Raw genomic sequence first — 18933 nt, forward strand, 5'->3', positions numbered from 1 at the left:
AGTAATCCATGGTTCTGAACACGAAGGCGGTCCGCCGGGCCGCGGTCGCTGCGTCGGCGGCGTCGCTGCTGGTCCTGACGGCCTGTTCGTCCGACGACGGCTCGAGCAGCGACAGCGGCTCGGCGTCCGCGGCCGGCGACGGGCGCGGTCCGATCACCATCGTCGAGGGTCAGGATCCCCTGAACGCGGCGCTCGAGAACATCATCGCCGACTGGAATGCCGAGCATCCGGACGAGACGGTGACCTTCAAGCCGCTGGCGAAGGAAGCCGACGACCAGTACGACGACATCGCCCAGCGCATGCAGGCGAAGAGCGACGAGTACGACCTCGTCGCCGTCGACGTCACCAACACCGCCGAGTTCGCCGCCAACGGCTGGCTGCTGCCGCTCGAGGACGACTACGCGATCGAGACCGACGGCCTGCTGCCCGCGACCGTCGAGTCGGGCACCTACAACGGCACCCTGTTCGCGGCCCCGAAGAACACCAACGCCGCGTTCCTGTACTACCGCACCGATCTCGTCGACAAGGCCCCCGCCACGTGGGCGGAACTGCAGGCGGAGTGCCCGAAGGCCGTCGAGGCGGGCATCGACTGCTACCTCGGCCAGTTCAAGAACTACGAGGGCCTGACGGTCAATGTCACCGAAATCGTCAACGCCTTCGGCGGCAGCTTCGTCGCCGAGGACGGTCTGACCCCGTCGATCGACGACAAGACCGGTGAGGGTCTGCAATTCATCGTCGACCGCTTCGCGGACGGCACGATCCCGGCGGCCGCGCAGACCTACACCGAAGGTGAGTCGCAGACCGCGTTCGGCGACGGCAAGGCCCTGTTCCTGCGCACGTGGCCGGGCTTCTACACCGACGGCGAGTCCTCGTCGATCGCCGGCAACTACGGCATCGCGGTTCTCCCCGGTGTCGACGGGCCGGGCGTCTCCACCCTCGGCGGCTACAACGTCGGCATCAGCGCGTTCTCGGATGCGCCCGCGACCGCGCGTGACTTCCTCGAGTTCATGCAGACCCGCCAGTCGCAGACCTACTACGCAGAGGTCGGCGGCGCGCCGGTCCTCGCCGAGGTCTACGACGACCCGGCGATCCTCGAGCAGTTCCCGTACTTCGCGACGTTGAAGGAAGCGCTCGAGAGCGCGAAGCCGCGTCCGTCCTCGCCGTACTACTCGAACGTGTCGAAGGCGATCTCCGACAATTCGTACGCGGCGATCCGGAACGAGAAGTCCGTCGAGCAGGCGCTCGCCGACATCAAGGCCGGCATCGAAACCGCCGGCAACTGATCCACTAGGAGCAGTACCCATGGCAGAACCGCAGGTCCATGCTGGTCACGAAGGTCGCCGACCGGCTCCCGCGGATCCGCCACACGATACCGCGGTCGGGACCGAGGACACCGGTCCCGACCGCGGTCGTGTGCACGGACGGCACCGGGCGCCCGCACCTCCGGAGCCGAGCGCGCCCGCACCGAAGCAGCGACGCCGGATCCCTCCGTGGGTGTTCGTGGCGCCGTCCCTCGTCGTGCTCGCCGTCATCATCCTGTACCCGCTCGGGCGGGCGGTGTGGATGTCGCTGCACGGTGATGCGAAGAAACTCGATCCCGAAACCGGCCGGTTCGTCGAGGGCGGTTTCGTCGGCATCGAGAACTACGTGCGGTGGATCACCCAGTCCTGCGGTACCGCCACCGGCTCGATACCGTGTCCGCCGGGGACCCTCGGTTCCCAGTTCTGGGGCTCGATCTTCAACACGTTCTTCTTCACCGTCGTCACCGTCTCGCTCGAGACGGTCATCGGTTTCGCGATGGCGATCGTGATGGCGAAATCGTTCCGCGGCCGCGGGTTGCTCCGCGCGTCGGTGCTGGTGCCGTGGGCGATCCCGACCGCTGTCACCGCGAAGTTGTGGTTCTTCATCTTCGCGAACGACGGCATCGCCAACAAGATGCTCGGCACGGACATCCTGTGGACGGCGGACCCGTGGCCGGCCCGGTTCGCGATCATCGTGGCGGACGTGTGGAAGACCGCGCCGTTCATGGCGCTGCTGATCCTCGCCGGCTTGCAGATGATTCCGGCGGACGTGTACGAGGCCGCCAAGGTCGACGGTGCGAACGCGTGGCAGCGCTTCAAATTGATCACGTTGCCGCTGGTCAAACCGGCGCTGATGGTCGCGATCCTGTTCCGCACGATGGACGCGCTGCGCATGTACGATCTGCCGGCCATCATGATGGGCTCGAACCCCGCGACCTCCACGATCTCGGTGCTCGTCGTCGAACAGATGCGTCAGGGTGCGAACTCGGCGTCCGCGCTGTCGACGATCACGTTCCTCATCATCTTCGCGGTCGCGTTCGTCCTGGTGCGGTTCCTCGGCGCCAACGCCGTGCAGACGCAGGAGGCACAGCGGAAGGGAGACGTCGGATGAGCAGTCCCGGTACAGGCAGTACGAAGGTGCGCTCGGCCGGCACGTATGCCGGGGTGATCCTCATCGTCCTGTGGGGCCTGGCGCCCTGCTACTGGATGATCGTCACCGCGCTGCGCGACCCGTCCGAGACGTTCAGCACGTCGCTGTGGCCCGAGAATCCGACCCTGCAGAACTTCGCCGACGCACTCGACCCCGATGCGAAGGTGAACTTCTCCCGCGCGCTGCTCAACAGCGTGATCATCGCGGGGGCGACCACCGCGGTCGCGCTGCTTCTCGGTGTGTTCACCGCCTACGCGCTGTCCCGGTTCGACTTCCGGGGCAAGTACTTCGTCACCGGCATCATCCTGGGTGCATCGATGTTCCCGGTGGTGGCGCTGGTGACGCCGCTGTTCCAGTTGTTCACCGACATCGGCTGGATCGGCAGCTACCAGGCGCTGATCATCCCGAACATCTCGTTCGTGCTGCCGCTGACGGTGTACACGTTGACCTCGTTCTTCGCGGAACTGCCGTGGGAACTCGAGGAGGCCGCCCGGATGGACGGCGCGACGCGCGGGCAGGCGTTCCGGTTGGTGATGTTGCCGCTCGCGGCGCCGGCGATGTTCACCACCGCGATCCTGGCGTTCATCGCGACCGTCAACGAGTACCTGCTGATGTCGCAGCTTTCCAACGAGAAGACCGCGCCGGTGACGGTCGCGATGGCACGGTTCACCGGCACCGACCCGTACGTGACGCCGTACGCGTCGATCATGGCCGGCGGCACGCTGGTGATGGTGCCGCTGGTGATCATGGTGTTGATCTTCCAGCGTCGCATCATCGCGGGTCTGACCGCGGGCGGCGTGAAGTCGTGAGGCGGGTGCCCCGGCGGCAGCGGCTCGAGATGCTGCTGGGGTTCCTGACCGTGTTCACGGTGATGGCGCTGATCGCCGCGGTCGCGGAACTGTGGTCGCCGGCGCCGGGCGTCGTCCCGGCGCTGGTGTTGCTCGGGTTCGCGATCGCGTGGGGTTTCGCGTTCCGTGCCTGGCGGCGGAGCGGGCCGTAGCCCGGTGCGTCCTTCGGGTGGCTGGTGACCGCCGAAGGACGCACGGTCCGGCCTGTTGCGGCAGACTCCGTACCATACGAACGACAGGGTGCGATGATCGGTCGAGCCCGGATTCCGCCAGAAAGTAGCCCGTGTGAGTTCTTCGTCGACGCCGACACCCCGACCTGCCGCCCCCGCCACCACGTCACGGGGGTGGCGCCTTGTCCGTTACCTGGTGCTCGCCGTCGTGGCGCTTCTGGTGATCGTGCCCGGCGTCGGTTTCGCGGTGGCGTACACCTCGGTCGACGTTCCGCGTCCCTCGGACATGAAGAACGACCAGGTCGCGACGATCTATGCGGCCGACGGCAGCACGGTGCTCAGCACGGTGGTGCCGCCCGAGGGCAATCGCACCGAGGTCGACATCGAGGATGTTCCCGAGCACGTCCGCAACGCGGTGCTCTCCGCGGAGGACCGCAACTTCTACAGCAACCCGGGTTTCTCCGTCTCCGGGTTCGTGCGGGCAGCGCGCGACAACGTGATGGGCAAGGACACCGCCGGCGGTGGCTCGACGATCACCCAGCAGTACGTGAAAAACGTGCTGGTCGGCGCGGACCGGACGATCACCCGCAAGATGCGGGAGCTGGTCGTCTCCACCAAGATGGCCCGGCAGTGGTCGAAGGACGAGATCCTGCAGGCCTACCTGAACACAATCTATTTCGGTCGCGGTGCGTACGGCATCGCGGCGGCCTCGGAGGCGTACTTCGGCAAGCCCGTCGGTGAGCTGTCGGTGTCGGAGGGCGCGGTGCTCGCCGGGGTGATCCAGAGCCCGTCGTCGCTGGATCCGGAGTTCAACCGGTCCGCGATCGAGGCCCGCTGGACGTACGTGCTCGACGGCATGGTCGAGATGGGCGCGCTGGACGCCGGTGAACGCGCCGGGCAGCGGTTCCCGCAGACGGTGCCGGCGAACCAGCTTGCCCAGAAGAACGACTCGACCGGTCCGGAGGGTCATCTGCAGACCCAGGTGCTGCGTGAACTGTCCGCCGCGGGCATCAGCGAGCAGGCCCTGAACACCGAGGGTCTGCGGATCACCACGACGATCGACCCGGTCGCGCAGCAGTCGGCGATCGACAGCGCGCGCAGCGCCCTCGAGGGGGAGGACGAGAACCTGCGGACCGCGGTGGTCTCGATCGATCCGCGCACCGGTGCCGTGCGCGCCTACTACGGCGGCGAGGAGGGCGCGGGCTTCGACTTCGCGCAGGCGCCGCTGCAGACCGGTTCCTCGTTCAAGGTGTTCGGTCTGGTTGCGGCGCTGCAGCAGGGCATCGGCCTGAACGCGCGCTACGACAGTTCCCCACTGCGGGTCGGCAACATCGAGATCGGCAACGTCGAGGGTGAGTCGTGCGGCAAGTGCACGATCGCCGAGGCGCTCAAGCGGTCGCTCAACACGAGCTTCTACCGGCTGATGATGTCGCTGGACAACGGGCCGCAGGCGATCGCCGACGCCGCGCACGACGCCGGCATTCCCCTGACCATTCCGGGAGTGGAGGGGACGACACTGAGCCACGAGGGAGGCGAACCCGAGGGCGGAATCGTGTTGGGGCAGTACCAGTCCCGCGTCATCGACATGGCGTCGGCGTACGCGACGCTCGCGGCGTCCGGCACCTTCCACGAGCCGTTCTTCGTGCAGCGGGTCGAAACGGCAGACGGCGACGTGCTCCTCGACCGCCCCGCCTCTCCCGGCGAATCCCGGCTCGATCCGGCGGTCGCCGACAACGTCACGCAGGCCATGATGCCGATCGCCGCGTACTCGCGCGGTCACGCGCTGGCCGGTGGCCGGCCGTCGGCGTCGAAGACCGGCACGACCCAGCTCGGCGACACCGGCCTGAACAAGGACGCCTGGATGGTCGGGTACACGCCATCGCTGTCGACGGCAGTGTGGGTCGGTACCCCGAACGGGGAGGCCATCATCAGCAGCTCGGGCGGATCCATCTACGGTTCGGGCCTGCCGTCGGACATCTGGAAGGGCACGATGGACGGTGCGCTCGAGGGCACCGAGGTCGAGAGCTTCCCGTGGCCGGAGCCGATCGCCGGCCAGGCCGGTGTGCCCGCCGACGCGGGGATCAGCGAACCGACCACGACCGGTCCCCCGCTGCCGCAGCTGCAGTTGCCGGAGCTGCCGCCGATCACGCTGCAGGCGCCGCCGGTGAACATCCCGGACGTGCCGATCGAGCTGCCACAGCAGATCGAGGTGTTCCCGGGCGTCACGATCAACATCCCCGGCTGACGGCTCCCGCGCGCGGCGCGGTCCTCACATCAGGACGGCCCGCAGCGTGCGCACGGCGAAGTCGACGACGTCGTCGACCGTGACCGACGGTTCGGTGGTGCGGTCGATCGCGACCGATTCGACCATCGTCCACCAGCCGCACACCTTGATGGTGGTGGCGGTGCTCGCCTCGGTGCCGGTGGCGTCGAGGATCCGCGCGGCCATGGTCGTCTTGACGTTCTCGTGGATCTCCCGGATCTGCGGGTCGTAGCCGAATCCGCCGTGGAACAGCGTCTGGTAGTTCTGGCCGTGCCGGTCGATGAACGAGACGAACGCCCGGACGACACCGCGGAGCGGGTCGTCGTCGCCGGGGTCCGGCACGGCGGCGCGGAGCAGCCGGCGGGCGGCCGCGCCCACGACCGCGGCGTAGTAGTCCTGCTTGGTCGGGAAGTAGCGGAAGAGCAGGCCGCGGGAGATGCCGGCGATCTCGGCGACCCGGTCGACGGACAGCGCGTGGATGGGGCGTGCGGCGAGTTCCTGCAGGCCTATGGCCACGAGCTGCCGTTTGCGTTCCTCCGGAGGCAGTCGCCGCCGGGGTGCGGGCTGCGGGTGCGCTTGTCGTGCTGGGGTCACCCCGATAGTCTAACTGAGCATTGCTCATTTAGAGTTCGACGGAGGAACCCATGGATTTCGCACAGTCGGAACGTTCCCGCGACTATCTCGAACGTCTGCGCACCTTCATCGCCACGGAGGTCGAACCTGTCGAACAGCGGCTGCGGGCGGCGCGCGTCGAACCGTTCGCGCAGCGCGGCGACAGCTCCGGGCAGGACACCTGGTCGGTGGCTCCCGAATTCCGGGAACTGCAACGCAAGGCCAAGGAACAGGGCCTGTGGAATCTGTTCCTCCCGGACGCCGAGCTCGGCGCCGGCCTGTCGAACGTCGAGTACGCACCGCTCGCCGAGGAGATGGGACGCTCCCCCTTCGCGTCCGCGGTCTTCAACTGCGACGCCCCGGACACCGGGAACATGGAGGTCCTCTACCACTACGGCAGCGCCGAGCAGAAGGACCGCTGGCTGCGTCCGCTGCTCGACGGGGAGATCCGCTCCGCGTTCTGCATGACCGAACCCGACGTCGCGTCGTCCGACGCGACCAACATGGCCGCGACCGCGATCGTGGAGGGCGACGAGGTCGTCCTCAACGGCCGCAAGTGGTGGAGCACCGGTATCGGCCACCCGGACTGCAAGGTACTGATCTTCATGGGCCTCACCGACCCGGAAGCTCACAAGTACCAACGACATTCGATGGTGCTCGTGCCGATCGACGCGCCCGGCGTGAAGGTCGAACGAATGCTGTCCACAATGGGCTTCTACGACGAGCCCGGCGGACACGGCGAGGTGTCGTTCACCGACGTACGTCTGCCGCTGGACGCGATCATCGCCGGACCGGGCCGCGGATTCGAGATCGCACAGGGCCGCCTCGGGCCGGGACGTGTCCACCACTGCATGCGGCTGATCGGCCTGGCGGAACGCACCCTCGAACTCGCCTGCCGCCGCGGCCTGGAACGGGTCGCCTTCGGTAAGCCGCTGGCCAACCTCGGCGGCAACCGCGAACGCATCGCCGACGCCCGCATCGCCATCAACCAGCTGCGTCTGCTCGTCCTGAACACCGCGTGGCTGCTCGACACCCAGGGCCTGGCCGGAGCCCGCTCCGCGGTGTCCGAGATCAAGGTCGCCACCCCGCGCGTCGTGCAGCAGATCGTCGACTTCGCCATCCAGATCCACGGTGGTGCAGGTCTTTCCGACGACTTCCCGCTGGCGGGCGCCTGGACGGCCGCACGCGCACTGCGGCTCGCGGACGGGCCCGACGAGGTGCATCAGGGTCTCGTGGCCCGCTTCGAACTCGGCAAGTACAACTAGAGGGGATCTCGTGAGCAGCCTTCCCGACAACGCCCGGCCCGTCCGCGACGAGGACAGCTTCGACGTCGCCGCAGTCGCCGCGTGGCTCACCGAGCACGCCGGCATCGCCGGGGTGCCCGAGGTGCGCCAGTTCGCCGGTGGCGCATCGAATCTCACCTACCTGTTGCGCTACCCCGATCGCGATCTGGTGCTGCGACGGCCGCCGGCCGGTGCCAAACCGTCGTCCGGGCACGACATGGCCCGCGAGCACCGCATCCAGTCGTTGCTCGCGCCCGTGTACCCGCACGTGCCGGCGATGATCGGGTTGTGCACCGATCCGTCCGTGCTGGGCAGCGACTTCTACGTCATGGAGAAGGTCGAGGGCACCATCCTGCGCACGGCCCCGTCGGCGGATCTCGGGCTCACCCCGGAGAACACGCGGGACCTGTGCCTGCGGGTGATCGACCTGCTCATCGAGCTGCACGGCGTCGACCCGGAGACGTCCGGTCTCGCCGAATTCGGTCGCGGCTCCGGCTATGTGGCGCGTCAGGTCGCGGGGTGGACCAAGCGGTTCGCGGCGGCGCACACCGACAACGTCCCGGACTTCGCCCGGGTGACGTCGTGGCTCGCCGCGAACCAGCCCGCCGACATCGCGTCCCGGGTGATCCACGGCGACTTCCGGCTCGACAATGTCGTTCTCGGCGACGATCTGACGCCGCGTGCCGTGCTGGACTGGGAGCTCGCCACGATCGGCGACCCGCTGATGGACCTCGGATCGAGCCTCGCGTACTGGGTGCAGGCCGACGACCATCCGATGATGCTGGCCACCAAGCGGCAGCCGTCGGACCTGCCGGGCATGCTCACCCGTCGCGAGATCGTCGAGTACTACGGGCAGCGCACCGGTCTGCCCGTCGACAACTGGGGCTTCTACGAGGTGTTCGGGTTGTTCCGGCTCGCGGTGATCGCGCAGCAGATCTACTACCGGTTCCATCACGGGCAGACGACCAACCCGGCGTTCGAGAACTTCTGGGTGGCCGTGGGATACCTGGACACGCGCTGCAACGAACTGATCGACACCCTGGAGGGGAAGTAAGTGGGCAAGGGCAAGGGCACGACACGCCGGAACATCCTCATCACGGGCGCGAGCTCGGGACTCGGCCGCGGGATGGCACGTGAATTCGCCTCGCGCGGACGCAATCTCGCGCTCGCCGCCCGCCGCACCGAGCGGCTCGAGGAGCTGCGCGACGAACTGCTCGCCGCGCACCCGCAGATCACCGTCGCGATCCGCAGCCTCGACGTGGACGTGCACGACGACGTCTTCCGCGTCTTCCGGGAGTTCGACGACGAGCTCGGCGGTCTCGACCGGGTCGTCGTCAATGCCGGGCTCGGCAAGGGACAACCGTTGGGCACCGGCTACTTCCACGCGAACGTCGCGACCGCCCGCACCAACTTCCTGGGTGCGCTCGCGCAGAGCGAGGCGGCGCTCGAGCTGTTCCGGCCGCGCAATGCCGGTCACCTGGTGCTGATCTCGTCGGTGAGCGCGATGCGGGGTATGCCCCGCAACCTCACGACCTACGCGGCGTCGAAGGCGGCGGTCGGGGCGCTCGGTGAGGGTATGCGCGCGGACCTCGCGCAGACCGGCATCGACGTCAGCACGATCTTCCCCGGTTTCATCCGGTCGGAGATCAACGAGAAGGTGAAGAAGGTGCCGTTCATCGTCGACACCGAAACCGGTTGCCGTGCACTGGCTGCGGCCATCGAGAAGGAACCGAACAAGGCGTATGTCCCGGCCTGGCCGTGGACTCCGGTCGCCTACGCGATGAAGGTGCTTCCGTTGTCCGTCGTCGCGAAGATGGCCTGAAACGGATGACGGGAACCTTCACCCGGTCAGGCCGGATGAAGGTTCCCGTCACCGTTGGGATTTCGGGGCGCTACGCCTCGATGATGAAGGCCTCGAGCTCGGCGCGAGCCTTGTCGTCGGCCATCTGGACCGGCGGGGACTTCATCAGGTACGCCGACGCCGGGAGGATCGGGCCACCGAGGCCGCGGTCCTTGGCGATCTTCGCGGCGCGGATGGCGTCGATGATGATGCCCGCGGAGTTCGGCGAGTCCCAGACCTCGAGCTTGTACTCGAGGTTCAGCGGGGCATCGCCGAACGCGCGACCCTCGAGGCGGACGTACGCCCACTTGCGGTCGTCGAGCCACTCCACGTAGTCCGACGGGCCGATGTGGACGTTGCGGTCGTGGACCTTGCCGGCCAGCGGGCCGTTGAGGTTCGACGTCACGGCCTGGGTCTTGGAGACCTTCTTCGACTCCAGGCGCTCACGCTCGAGCATGTTCTTGAAGTCCATGTTGCCGCCGACGTTCAGCTGGTAGGTGCGGTCCAGCACGACGCCGCGGTCTTCGAACAGCTTCGCCATCACGCGGTGGGTGATGGTCGCGCCGACCTGGCTCTTGATGTCGTCGCCGACGATCGGGACACCGGCCGCCTTGAACTTCTCGGCCCACTCCGGGTCGGAGGCGATGAACACGGGCAGCGCGTTGACGAACGCGACGCCGGCGTCGATGGCGCACTGGGCGTAGAACTTGTCGGCCTCCTCGGAGCCCACCGGCAGGTAGGAGACGAGGACGTCCACCTGCGCGTCCTTGAGGACCTGCACGACGTCGACGGGCTCGGCGTCGGACACCTCGATGGTCTGCGCGTAGTACTTGCCGATGCCGTCGAGGGTCGGGCCCCGCTGGACGGGAACGTCGAGCGGCGGAACGTCGGCGATCTTGATGGTGTTGTTCTCCGACGCCAGGATCGCCTCGGACAGGTCGAACCCGACCTTCTTGGCGTCGACGTCGAACGCGGCGACGAACTTGACGTCGCGAACGTGGTAGGAACCGAACTTCACGTGCATCAGGCCGGGAACGGTCGCGGTCTCGTCCGCGTCCTTGTAGTACTGCACGCCCTGGACCAGGGACGAGGCACAGTTCCCCACGCCCACAATGGCCACGCGCACCGAGGTGTTGTTCTCACCCATGGTCGGGTTCTCCTTCTTTCTTGCTGGGTGCTGTCGACTGCTCGGCGGCGATCAGTTCGTTGAGCCAGCGGACTTCGCGTTCGCTGGATTCGAGACCGAGCTGGTGGAGCTGACGGGTATAGCGGTCCAGAGTGCCGCTTGCCCGTCCGATTGCGTCGCGGAGCCCTTCTCTGCGCTCCTCGACCTGGCGGCGCCTGCCCTCGAGAATCCGCATCCGCGCTTCGGCGGGGGTGCGGCTGAAGAAGGCGAGGTGCACGCCGAATCCGTCGTCGGTGTAGTTCTGCGGTCCCGTGTCGGCAACCAGCTCGGTGAAACGCTCCCGGCCGGCGGCCGTCAGTTGGTACACGCGGCGGGCCCGCCTGACGGTGCCGGGCACTCCGGAGTCCTCCTCGATGAGGCCGTCCGCCTGCATGCGACGCAGCGTCGGGTAGAGGGAACCGTAGGAGAAGGCGCGGAACGCGCCCAGCAGCCCGGTCAATCGTTTGCGCAGCTCGTAACCGTGCATCGGGGACTCGAGAAGCAGCCCGAGGATTGCCAGTTCGAGCAAAGGGGTTACCTCCTCGACTCTCCCGATCGAACAACCGACGTGATACGACGCGGAACTATATCGCACCGATATATACGACGATACTCCGATCCGATACGTACATCAGGCGGTCCGCACATCGGAGACTTTCGACGGCGAGCGCCGGCCGTCACCGGCACGCGACGTGACCGGGCTCCTCGTTCACCGGTATCCGCGCAGGACGGACCCGTCGAAGGCCGCTTTCAGATATCCGTTCCCGCGGTCGTTGCCGAAGTCGACATAGAGGTTCATCGTGGGGGTACCGTCGTCCCGGATGATGACGTGGGTGACCGTGCCGTCCGGTGCGCCCAGCAAGTCGGGGGCGCGAACGAGCAGGTCGTCCAGCGCGGCGGCGTCGATCAGAGCCGCATCGAAATCCCGGTAGCCGGAGAACCGCGACGACGTCGGCGTGCTCGACCGCTGCCAGCCACCGTCGAATCCGTAGGACACGATGCGGTCGGGCGCGTCGGGTAGCGCACGACCCGCGACCGCCCGTTTCGGATACAGCGCGAGTTCGTACGCGACCGTGTCACCGAACTCCGCACGCAAGCCGTCGACGACCTGACGGAAGCCGCCGGGTTCGAGCGGGCGTACCGCCTCCACGAGCGGATCGGCCACGATCGGTCCGGCGTCGGTTGCGGACCCGGAGGCCCCGTCGGCCGGTGCGGTCTCGCCGGCAGGCGCCGCCGACGGGGGTTCCGGAGAATCGCCCGCGCTCGAGACCGCGACCGCACCGCCGATCACGACGGCCACGGCTGCGACGACCCCGGCAAGTGTCCGCACCCGTCGCGTCCGGGACGTCGTCCCGGCACGAGGCGTGACCTCGTCGGGAACCGGTGGTTGCAGGTCGCGGACCAGGTCGGCGAGCTCCCGCAGCGTCTTCGCGGACTGGGCCCGGGCCACGAACTCGCGGTGCTCGGATGCGTCGAGCTGACCGTCGGCGTATGCCAGGTCGAGCCGGGCGCAGGTGTTCACACGATCGATGTCGCGTGCCCTGGTCTGCGGCGTCTGTCGAGGGGACACCGGTGCAGAGTAGTTCGCCCCGGACGAGCGGGGAGAAACCGTCACGCAGCACACACCCCCACCACTTCGACGGGACCCGCACGTACTCTGGAACCCGTGCGAACACAGCGGCAGGTGGTGGACTACGCGTTGCAGCGGCGGTCGCTGCTCGCCGAGGTCTACTCGGGGCGACGCGGTGTCGCGGAAGTCTGCGACGCCAGCCCCTACCTGTTGCGGGCCGCGAAGTTCCACGGCAAGGGCAGCGACGTGGTCTGCCCGATCTGCCGGAAAGAGCAGCTCACGATCGTCTCGTGGGTATTCGGCGAGAAGCTCGGCCAAGTGTCCGGGTCCGCCCGAACCGCCGAGGAACTCGACCGCCTGGCAGCCAGCCAGGAGGCGTTCTCCGTCCACGTGGTCGAGGTGTGCCGCACCTGCAGCTGGAACCATTTGGTCCAGTCCTATGTCGTCGGCGCGGAACCTGCGCCGACGCGACCACGACGCCGGTCGACGGGGCAGAACCGTCGAACCGCCAGCGAGTGAGCCAGGACGCCCGGTCACGTGATCGATCGCTGCCCGAATGTAACGCTGTCCGCTGTGAAACCCGACGATGTTGTCGGGTGTCCCCCGACGTGAAACGAGGACGTGTCGTACCGCGTCCGCGCAACCGGTTGGAGATGAGTACGTGAGTTCCCCTGACAACGATCCACAGGTCGATCGGCCGATTCCGCCGCGCCGGACCGGCCCTGCCGATCCGCGCCAGCAGCGGGCCCCGGGACCGGGACCGGCCGGGGGATCCGCTCAGGGACGGCCGCTGCCGCCTCAGCCCGGCCAGGGGCGGCCGTACCCTCCGCCGCCGTATCCGGGACAGCCCGGCCCGCGCGCGGGTGGGCCCCCGGGCCAGCCGCCGATGCGGAACCCGATGCCCCAGAATCCTCAGCACCCCCAGAATCCCCAGCAGCATCCCCGTAGCGGACCGATCCCGCAGCAGCAGTACCCGCGCAGTGGACCGATCCCGCAGCAACGGCCACAGCCGTTCGCGCCGGGGAACCGCCCGCAGGCGGGTCCCGTGCCGCCTGCCGGCGCCCAGCGGCCCGACGGTGGTCAGCCGCCGGCCGACCGGACCCGGCGCATCCAGCAGGACCCCGATCGGCAGGCCACAGCAAACCGGCAGGCCCCGTCACGTCCCGCGGGCACCCCTCCGGGTGGACGTCCGCCGACTCCGCCGCCGACCGCCCGTGGCGGCAACGGCGGGAACGGGAGCGGCGGCGGTAAACGCGGCAAGAGCGGCAAGTCGTCGCGGTGGCGCACTGTCCGGCGAATCGGTTACGTGGCGGTCGCGCTCGGCCTGATCGTGCCGATCCTCACGTTCATGGTCGCCTATGTCGTCCAGGACGTGCCCCGGCCCGGCGATCTCAAGACCAATCAGGTCGCCACGATCTACGCGTCGGACGGTTCGACGGTCATCACGAAGGTGATCCCGCCCGAAGGAAACCGCACCGAGGTGCAGCTCGACGAGATCCCCGAGCACGTCCGCAACGCCGTGCTCGCCGCCGAGGACCGCAATTTCTACACGAACCCCGGCTTCTCGGTCAGCGGCTTCGTGCGCGCCGCCCGCGACAACGTTCTGGGCAGGGAGAGCGCGGGCGGTGGCTCGACCATCACCCAGCAGTACGTCAAGACCGCACTCGTCGGGTCCGAGCGCACGCTCACCCGAAAGATGAAAGAACTCGTCCTGTCGTCGAAGATGGCCAACCAGTGGCCGAAGGACGACATTCTCGCCGCGTACCTCAACACCATCTATTTCGGTCGCGGCGCGTACGGCATCGCCGCGGCTTCCAATGCCTACTTCGGTAAGCCGGTGAGCGCGTTGAGCGTCGAGGAAGGCGCCGTGCTGGCGTCGTCGATCCAGCTGCCGTCGCTGCTCGACCCGGAGCAGAACCCCGAGGGCGCTCAGGCGCGCTGGAACTATGTGCTCGACGGAATGGTCACGGCCGGAACCCTCAACGCGCAGGACCGTGCCGGTATGAAGTACCCCGCCTACGTGCCGCTCGCCGAACTCGACAACGGCGACCAGACGACCGGCCCGGACGGCCTGCTCAAGAACCAGGTGCTGCAGGAGTTGTCTGCGGAGGGAATCAACGAGCAGCTCCTCAACACCGAGGGCCTCGAGATCACCACGACGATCGACCCGCAGGCGCAGGCCGCGGCTCTCGACGCGGTCCGCACGACCATGGAGGGCGAACCGGAGGAACTGCGCACCGCCGTCGTGTCCGTGGATCCGCAGACCGGCGCCGTCCGGGCGTACTACGGCGGCGAGAGCGGCATCGGATTCGACTTCGCGCAGTCCGGCCTGCAGACCGGATCCTCGTTCAAGGTGTTCGGTTTGGCCGCGAACCTCGATCAGGGCAAGCCGCTGTCGACGACCTACGACAGCGGTCCGCTCACCGTGAACGGCATCAAGATCGGCAATGTCGAGGGTGAGCAGTGCGGCCAGTGCACCATCGCCGAGGCGTTGAAGCGGTCGCTGAACACCAGCTTCTACCGGATGATGCTGTCGATGGACAACGGTCCGCAGGCCATCGCGGACATGGCGCACAAGCTCGGTATCCCGGAGGAGATCCCCGGCGTCGGGGAGACACTCACGGAACCGGGCGGTGCCGGCCCGAACTACGGCATCGTCCTGGGGCAGTACCAGTCCCGCGTCATCGACATGGCCTCCGCGTACGCGACCCTCGCCGCGTCCGGTACCTACCATCAGCCGTACTTCGTGCAGAAGGTCGTCACCGCGGACGGCAACGTGCTGCTCGACCGCGGCTCGCCCACCGGTGAGAAGGTCGTCGACGACGCGGTCGCCGACAACACCACAGCCGCGATGCAGCCCATCGCCGCATATTCCAACGGGCACGCACTCGCCGGTGGACGCCCGTCGGCATCGAAGACCGGCACCGCCCAGCTCGGCGACACCGGGTCCAACAAGGACGCCTGGATGGTCGGATACACGCCGTCGCTGTCCACGGCCGTGTGGGTCGGCACCGAGCAGGGTCTGCCGCTCGAGAACAGTTGGGGCGGCATGATCTACGGCTCTGGCCTGCCGTCCGACATCTGGAAGGCGACGATGGACGGCGCACTCGAGGGAACGGACGTCGAGAAGTTCCCGACCCCCGAGCCCATCGCCGGTGTGGCCGGTGTGCCTGCCTTCACCGCCGAGGTCACGGCCGTGCCGACGACCACCACGGCACCGGAGTCGAGTCGCACGGTCCCGTCGTTGCCTGAGGTCCCGGAGATCACGACGCGCAACGTCGAGATCCTGCCGGGCGTGACGATTCAGCTGCCCGGTGTGGCGCCGCAAAAGCCGACCACCACCCCGCAGCGGCCCGGCCGGGAAACGCAGACGACGCCCGAAGAGGACACCCCCGGCTTCGGAACCGGGACGGATACGGGCAGCGAGCCGGGCACGGAGGCGACCGTCGAGGAAGCCGTTCCGGTTCCGGGTGGGCAGGTCGACCAGCAGAGGCCCGGCGGCGCGCTACCCGGAAGGTAGCCTCACGTCCGTGAGCGAGAAGGCAGCGACCGGCAGGCCGACCGGGGCGAAGGCGAAAGTCGTGTCACCGGCCCCGCTCGCACCCGACCTTCACTCGGCGGACTGGCGCGACACCCCCGGATGGAACGATCCGATGGTGTCGCGCCTGTCCACCGCGATCGGCGGCCCCGTCGGCCGGTACGCGCTGCTCGGCCGCACCCGCTTCTTCACTCCCCTGCGGGTACTGCTGCTCCTGGCCGTGGTGTTCCTCGCCTTCGGCTGGTTCACGAAGGCCGCGTGTATCCAGCAGGCGCCGCTCGGCCCGAACGGAGAACTCGGACTCGATTGGCGCGGCAACCGCCAGTACGTCGCCATGTGCTACTCGGATGTGGTGCCGCTGTACGGGGCCGAACGCCTCAACGAGGGCGCGTTCCCGTACGCCACGTCGTGGGAGGAACCCGCCGCCGACGGGGGAACCCAGGTCCGGTACATGGAATATCCGGTGGTCGCCGGTCTCTACCAGTACGTGTCGATGCGGGTCGCGAAGGCGTGGGACTCCGCGTCGTGGCTGCCCGGTGGTCTGCAGGTGGCGATCTACTTCAACGTCGTCGCGCTCGGCCTGGCGATGGCGTGGCTCGTGACGGTGTGGGCGACGGCGTTGTCCGCCGGCCGCCGCATCTGGGATGCTGCCCTCGTCGCGGCCTCACCGCTGGTGATCGTGCACGCTTTCACCAACTTCGACGCCCTCGCGACCGCGTGCGCCGCCGGTGGTCTGCTCGCCTGGGCGCGTCGGCGGCCGGTGCTCGCCGGTGTTCTCCTCGGACTCGGTGGCGCTACGAAGCTGTATCCGCTGTTGCTGCTGGGACCGCTGTTCCTGCTGTGTCTGCGCGCGGGCAGGATCCGCGTCTTCGGGCGGACCGCGGCGGCCGCCGCAGCGGCATGGCTGGCGGTGAACCTGCCGATCATGCTGCTGTTCCCGCGCGGATGGGCCGAGTTCTTCCGGCTCAACACCGAACGCGGCGCCGACCCCGACTCGATCTACAACGTGGTGCGTTCCCTCACCACGTGGTCCGGGTGGGATGCGGCGACGTTGAACTCGGTGTCGCTGGTGCTGTTCGCGGCCGCATGCGCGGCGATCGCATGGCTCGCCCTCACCGCCGCGCGCCGGCCACGGCTCGCCCAGCTGTGCTTCCTCGTGGTCGCGGCCTTCCTGATCACCAACAAGGTCTGGAGCCCGCAGTATTCATTGTGGCTCGTGCCGCTCGCGGTGCTCGCGCTGCCGCATCGCCGGGCGCTGCTTGCGTGGATGGCGATCGATGCGCTCGTGTGGGTTCCCCGCATGTACTACTACCTCGGCACCGCGGACAAGGGGCTACCCGAACAGTGGTTCACCGTCACCGTCCTGATCCGGGACGTGGCGGTGCTGGCGCTCTGCGCCGCGGTGATCCGGCAGATCCGCAATCCCTCCGAGGACCTCGTCCGCTACGGATTCGTCGACGACCCGATCGGTGGGGCCGTCGACCAGGCTCCGGACGCGTTCCCGCCCTGGCTACCGCGGGTGTTGCGGCCCCGGGCGGACCACGATTCACCCTCGAAGTCATCCGAAGGGACGACGCGGATCGTGGGTGTCGCGCCCTAGTCTCGACGGAAACGTGAGGAGGCGCTGTGGAAGGGAATCACCGCGGCTCGTCGGGGAAGGCGACGAGCGGATCCGCTCCGTGTGAGCTCGCGTGGGCGATCGCCCGCGGCGACTCGTCCGCGATCCCGGCCCTGTTGCGCGTCCTCCACCCGCCGGTGTCGGCCTATTGCCGGGCCCGCGCCCGCGACGGTGGAATTTCCTTCGCCGAAGCCGACCGGCTCGCTCTCGCCGCGTGCCGGACGGTGCTCTCCGAGCTCTCCTCGCCCGCGGGTGCGAATCGGAACTTCGCGACCCTCGTCTACGAGATCGTGTCCGGCGCCGTCGATCGCGCCATCGACGGGACGTCCCTCGACACCGCGGCGCACCTGCGGCGGGAAGTGCTGATCGTGCGCACCATCGTCGGGCTCGACTCCGAACAGACCGCGGCCGTACTGGGCATCAGTCTCGGCCGGGTCCGGCTGGAACAGCATGCCGCATTGCAGTCTCTGCGCGCGGCATGAGGGTGGCGCGACGTTACCCTTGCGCGCTGTGACGGTTGTCTTGTAGTCGTCGGACCGCCCACGCCGAGCAGCGCCGGACGAGGATGCTGCGGCGGCTCGTCGGCGCCCTCGCAGTGGTGTCGGTGGTCGCGGTGACGGCCACGGTCGCCGCGGTCTCGTCGGGGTTGCAGGCGAACAGCCAACGCGCCGAGGCGCAATCGGCACGTGACGAAGCGATGTCCCGGCAGTTCGCAACGGTGTCCGCGCAGTTGCGCAACGTCGATCCCGCGCTGGCGTCGCAGCTCGCGGTCGCCGAGCTGCCGGCCGCCGCGGACGGCGAGCTGTACTCCCTCGAGTTCGGCCCCGGGGGAGACAGGCTGGCCGTCGGCGGCCAGGGCGGTGGACGCCTGTGGGACGTGCGCGATGCGGCGACTCCGCGGATCCTGTCCGAGTCGGCGGACGCGGATCGGGTGATCTACGGATTCGCGTTCGACCCCAACGGGACTCGGCTCGTGGCCGGCGACGCCACCGGCCACGTGCTGCGCTGGAACATCGATGCCGTAACCGCCGCGGCGCTTCCGAGATCGAACAGCCCGGTGCCGGACCGGTATTCGTCGCATCCTCCCCGGACGGGAGAACTTTGGCATCGCTGGGCCGCCAGGCATCGATGCGGTTGTGGGACACCGGTGGATGGAACGCGGAGATGACGCCGCGCTTCGATCTGCCGCCGGACGGCTCGACGGTGCACCACCTGAACGTGACGTTCTCGCCGGACGGTCGCACTCTCGCGTCCGGAACGACACGTCGCGAGGTGGCCCGGTGGTCGCTGGCCGGCGACGCGGTACCGGTTCCGCTGCCGCCGCTCACCGGATTCTCCAGTTACGTCAACGATGTCGCCTTCCTGCCGGGGGGCGGACCGGACTGTCTCGTGCGATAGTGGATCACCGATACCGAGGCCGCGACGGCCCGACTGTGCGAGACCGCCGGATCCGCGATCGGAGGACGAGTGGGAACGATTCCTGCCCGGTGTTCCCTACCGGAATCCCTGTGCCGGACAAGGCTGGTGACAATCCCGTTGCAGACACGGCTCGCCCCGGCCGGGAGGCGAGCCGTG

18 protein-coding genes are annotated in these 18933 nt (G+C 68.4%); 14 read left to right on the plus strand and 4 right to left on the minus strand.

Annotation, left to right across the window (positions count from 1 at the left end; genetic code table 11):
- Nucleotides 1–8 precede the first annotated feature (8 nt).
- The 5 genes from RZ1_RS24495 (at nt 9) to RZ1_RS24515 (ending at nt 5714) form a co-directional block, all read left to right on the plus strand.
- Nucleotides 9–1283 (plus strand): ABC transporter substrate-binding protein, encoded by a 1275-nt coding sequence (locus RZ1_RS24495; RefSeq protein WP_072815124.1) that lies wholly within the window; start codon nt 9–11, stop codon nt 1281–1283.
- Between the two features lie 19 nt (nt 1284–1302).
- On the plus strand, nt 1303–2412 hold the full coding sequence (locus RZ1_RS24500; protein ID WP_072815125.1) for a carbohydrate ABC transporter permease: 1110 nt from the start codon (nt 1303–1305) through the stop codon (nt 2410–2412).
- Nucleotides 2409–3260 carry a carbohydrate ABC transporter permease gene (locus tag RZ1_RS24505; RefSeq protein ID WP_072815127.1) on the plus strand — a complete coding sequence of 284 codons (852 nt, stop codon included), beginning with the start codon at nt 2409–2411 and terminating at the stop codon, nt 3258–3260. Before RZ1_RS24500 ends, RZ1_RS24505 begins: the two co-directional genes overlap by 4 nt.
- A complete protein-coding gene (locus tag RZ1_RS24510) occupies nt 3257–3451 on the plus strand; it encodes a hypothetical protein (RefSeq protein WP_072815129.1) in 195 nt (64 codons plus the stop codon). The genes RZ1_RS24505 and RZ1_RS24510 overlap by 4 nt, the downstream gene beginning before the upstream one ends.
- A gap of 133 nt (nt 3452–3584) precedes the next feature.
- Nucleotides 3585–5714, plus strand: coding sequence for a transglycosylase domain-containing protein (locus RZ1_RS24515; RefSeq protein ID WP_072815132.1), 2130 nt, complete (start codon nt 3585–3587; stop codon nt 5712–5714).
- A 24-nt stretch (nt 5715–5738) separates the two neighbouring features.
- Here the strand turns inward: RZ1_RS24515 and RZ1_RS24520 are convergent, their stop codons facing one another.
- On the minus strand, nt 5739–6326 hold the full coding sequence (locus tag RZ1_RS24520; protein WP_072815134.1) for a TetR/AcrR family transcriptional regulator: 588 nt from the start codon (nt 6324–6326) through the stop codon (nt 5739–5741).
- Between the two features lie 50 nt (nt 6327–6376).
- Between RZ1_RS24520 and RZ1_RS24525 the strand changes: the two genes are divergently transcribed.
- Genes RZ1_RS24525 through RZ1_RS24535 form a run of 3 tightly spaced genes read left to right on the plus strand, consistent with a single transcriptional unit; the run spans nt 6377 to nt 9449 of the window.
- Nucleotides 6377–7609 carry an acyl-CoA dehydrogenase family protein gene (locus RZ1_RS24525; protein WP_072815136.1) on the plus strand — a complete coding sequence of 411 codons (1233 nt, stop codon included), beginning with the start codon at nt 6377–6379 and terminating at the stop codon, nt 7607–7609.
- Between the two features lie 10 nt (nt 7610–7619).
- Nucleotides 7620–8681: a phosphotransferase family protein gene (locus tag RZ1_RS24530; protein ID WP_072815138.1), complete on the plus strand. Its 1062-nt coding sequence runs from the start codon at nt 7620–7622 to the stop codon at nt 8679–8681.
- Nucleotides 8682–9449: an SDR family oxidoreductase gene (locus RZ1_RS24535; RefSeq protein WP_072815140.1), complete on the plus strand. Its 768-nt coding sequence runs from the start codon at nt 8682–8684 to the stop codon at nt 9447–9449. It abuts the gene before it with no gap.
- 70 nt (nt 9450–9519) lie between these two features.
- On the opposite strand, the gene RZ1_RS24540 is transcribed toward RZ1_RS24535, so the two are convergent.
- The 3 genes from RZ1_RS24540 to RZ1_RS24550 form a co-directional block, all read right to left on the minus strand.
- Entirely contained in the window at nt 9520–10614 is a 1095-nt protein-coding gene (locus RZ1_RS24540; RefSeq protein ID WP_072815142.1) for an inositol-3-phosphate synthase, read from the minus strand.
- Nucleotides 10607–11161 (minus strand): PadR family transcriptional regulator, encoded by a 555-nt coding sequence (locus RZ1_RS24545; protein ID WP_072815143.1) that lies wholly within the window; start codon nt 11159–11161, stop codon nt 10607–10609. Before RZ1_RS24545 ends, RZ1_RS24540 begins: the two co-directional genes overlap by 8 nt.
- A 180-nt stretch (nt 11162–11341) precedes the next feature.
- Nucleotides 11342–12202, minus strand: coding sequence for a DUF1707 SHOCT-like domain-containing protein (locus RZ1_RS24550; RefSeq protein ID WP_072815162.1), 861 nt, complete (start codon nt 12200–12202; stop codon nt 11342–11344).
- Nucleotides 12203–12298: 96 nt separating this feature from the next.
- Here RZ1_RS24550 and RZ1_RS24555 point away from each other — a divergent pair, with 96 nt between their 5' ends.
- The 6 genes from RZ1_RS24555 to RZ1_RS24580 all read left to right on the plus strand — a co-directional run bounded on the left by RZ1_RS24555 (nt 12299) and on the right by RZ1_RS24580 (nt 18756).
- A complete protein-coding gene (locus tag RZ1_RS24555; protein ID WP_072815145.1) occupies nt 12299–12721 on the plus strand; it encodes a DUF5318 domain-containing protein in 423 nt (140 codons plus the stop codon).
- Nucleotides 12722–13100: 379 nt separating this feature from the next.
- On the plus strand, nt 13101–15722 hold the full coding sequence (locus RZ1_RS24560; RefSeq protein WP_244899384.1) for a transglycosylase domain-containing protein: 2622 nt from the start codon (nt 13101–13103) through the stop codon (nt 15720–15722).
- Between the two features lie 10 nt (nt 15723–15732).
- On the plus strand, nt 15733–17340 hold the full coding sequence (locus RZ1_RS24565; RefSeq protein WP_072815164.1) for a glycosyltransferase family 87 protein: 1608 nt from the start codon (nt 15733–15735) through the stop codon (nt 17338–17340).
- 26 nt (nt 17341–17366) lie between these two features.
- Nucleotides 17367–17840 (plus strand): hypothetical protein, encoded by a 474-nt coding sequence (locus RZ1_RS24570; protein ID WP_072815146.1) that lies wholly within the window; start codon nt 17367–17369, stop codon nt 17838–17840.
- 83 nt (nt 17841–17923) lie between these two features.
- Nucleotides 17924–18526 carry a hypothetical protein gene (locus tag RZ1_RS24575; protein WP_072815148.1) on the plus strand — a complete coding sequence of 201 codons (603 nt, stop codon included), beginning with the start codon at nt 17924–17926 and terminating at the stop codon, nt 18524–18526.
- Complete coding sequence (locus RZ1_RS24580) at nt 18523–18756, plus strand: hypothetical protein (RefSeq protein WP_072815149.1); 234 nt, start codon at nt 18523–18525, stop codon at nt 18754–18756. Before RZ1_RS24575 ends, RZ1_RS24580 begins: the two co-directional genes overlap by 4 nt.
- Nucleotides 18757–18933 lie beyond the last annotated feature (177 nt).

Source organism: Rhodococcus zopfii NBRC 100606 = JCM 9919, from assembly GCF_001895025.1.
GTDB lineage: Bacteria > Actinomycetota > Actinomycetes > Mycobacteriales > Mycobacteriaceae > Rhodococcus > Rhodococcus zopfii.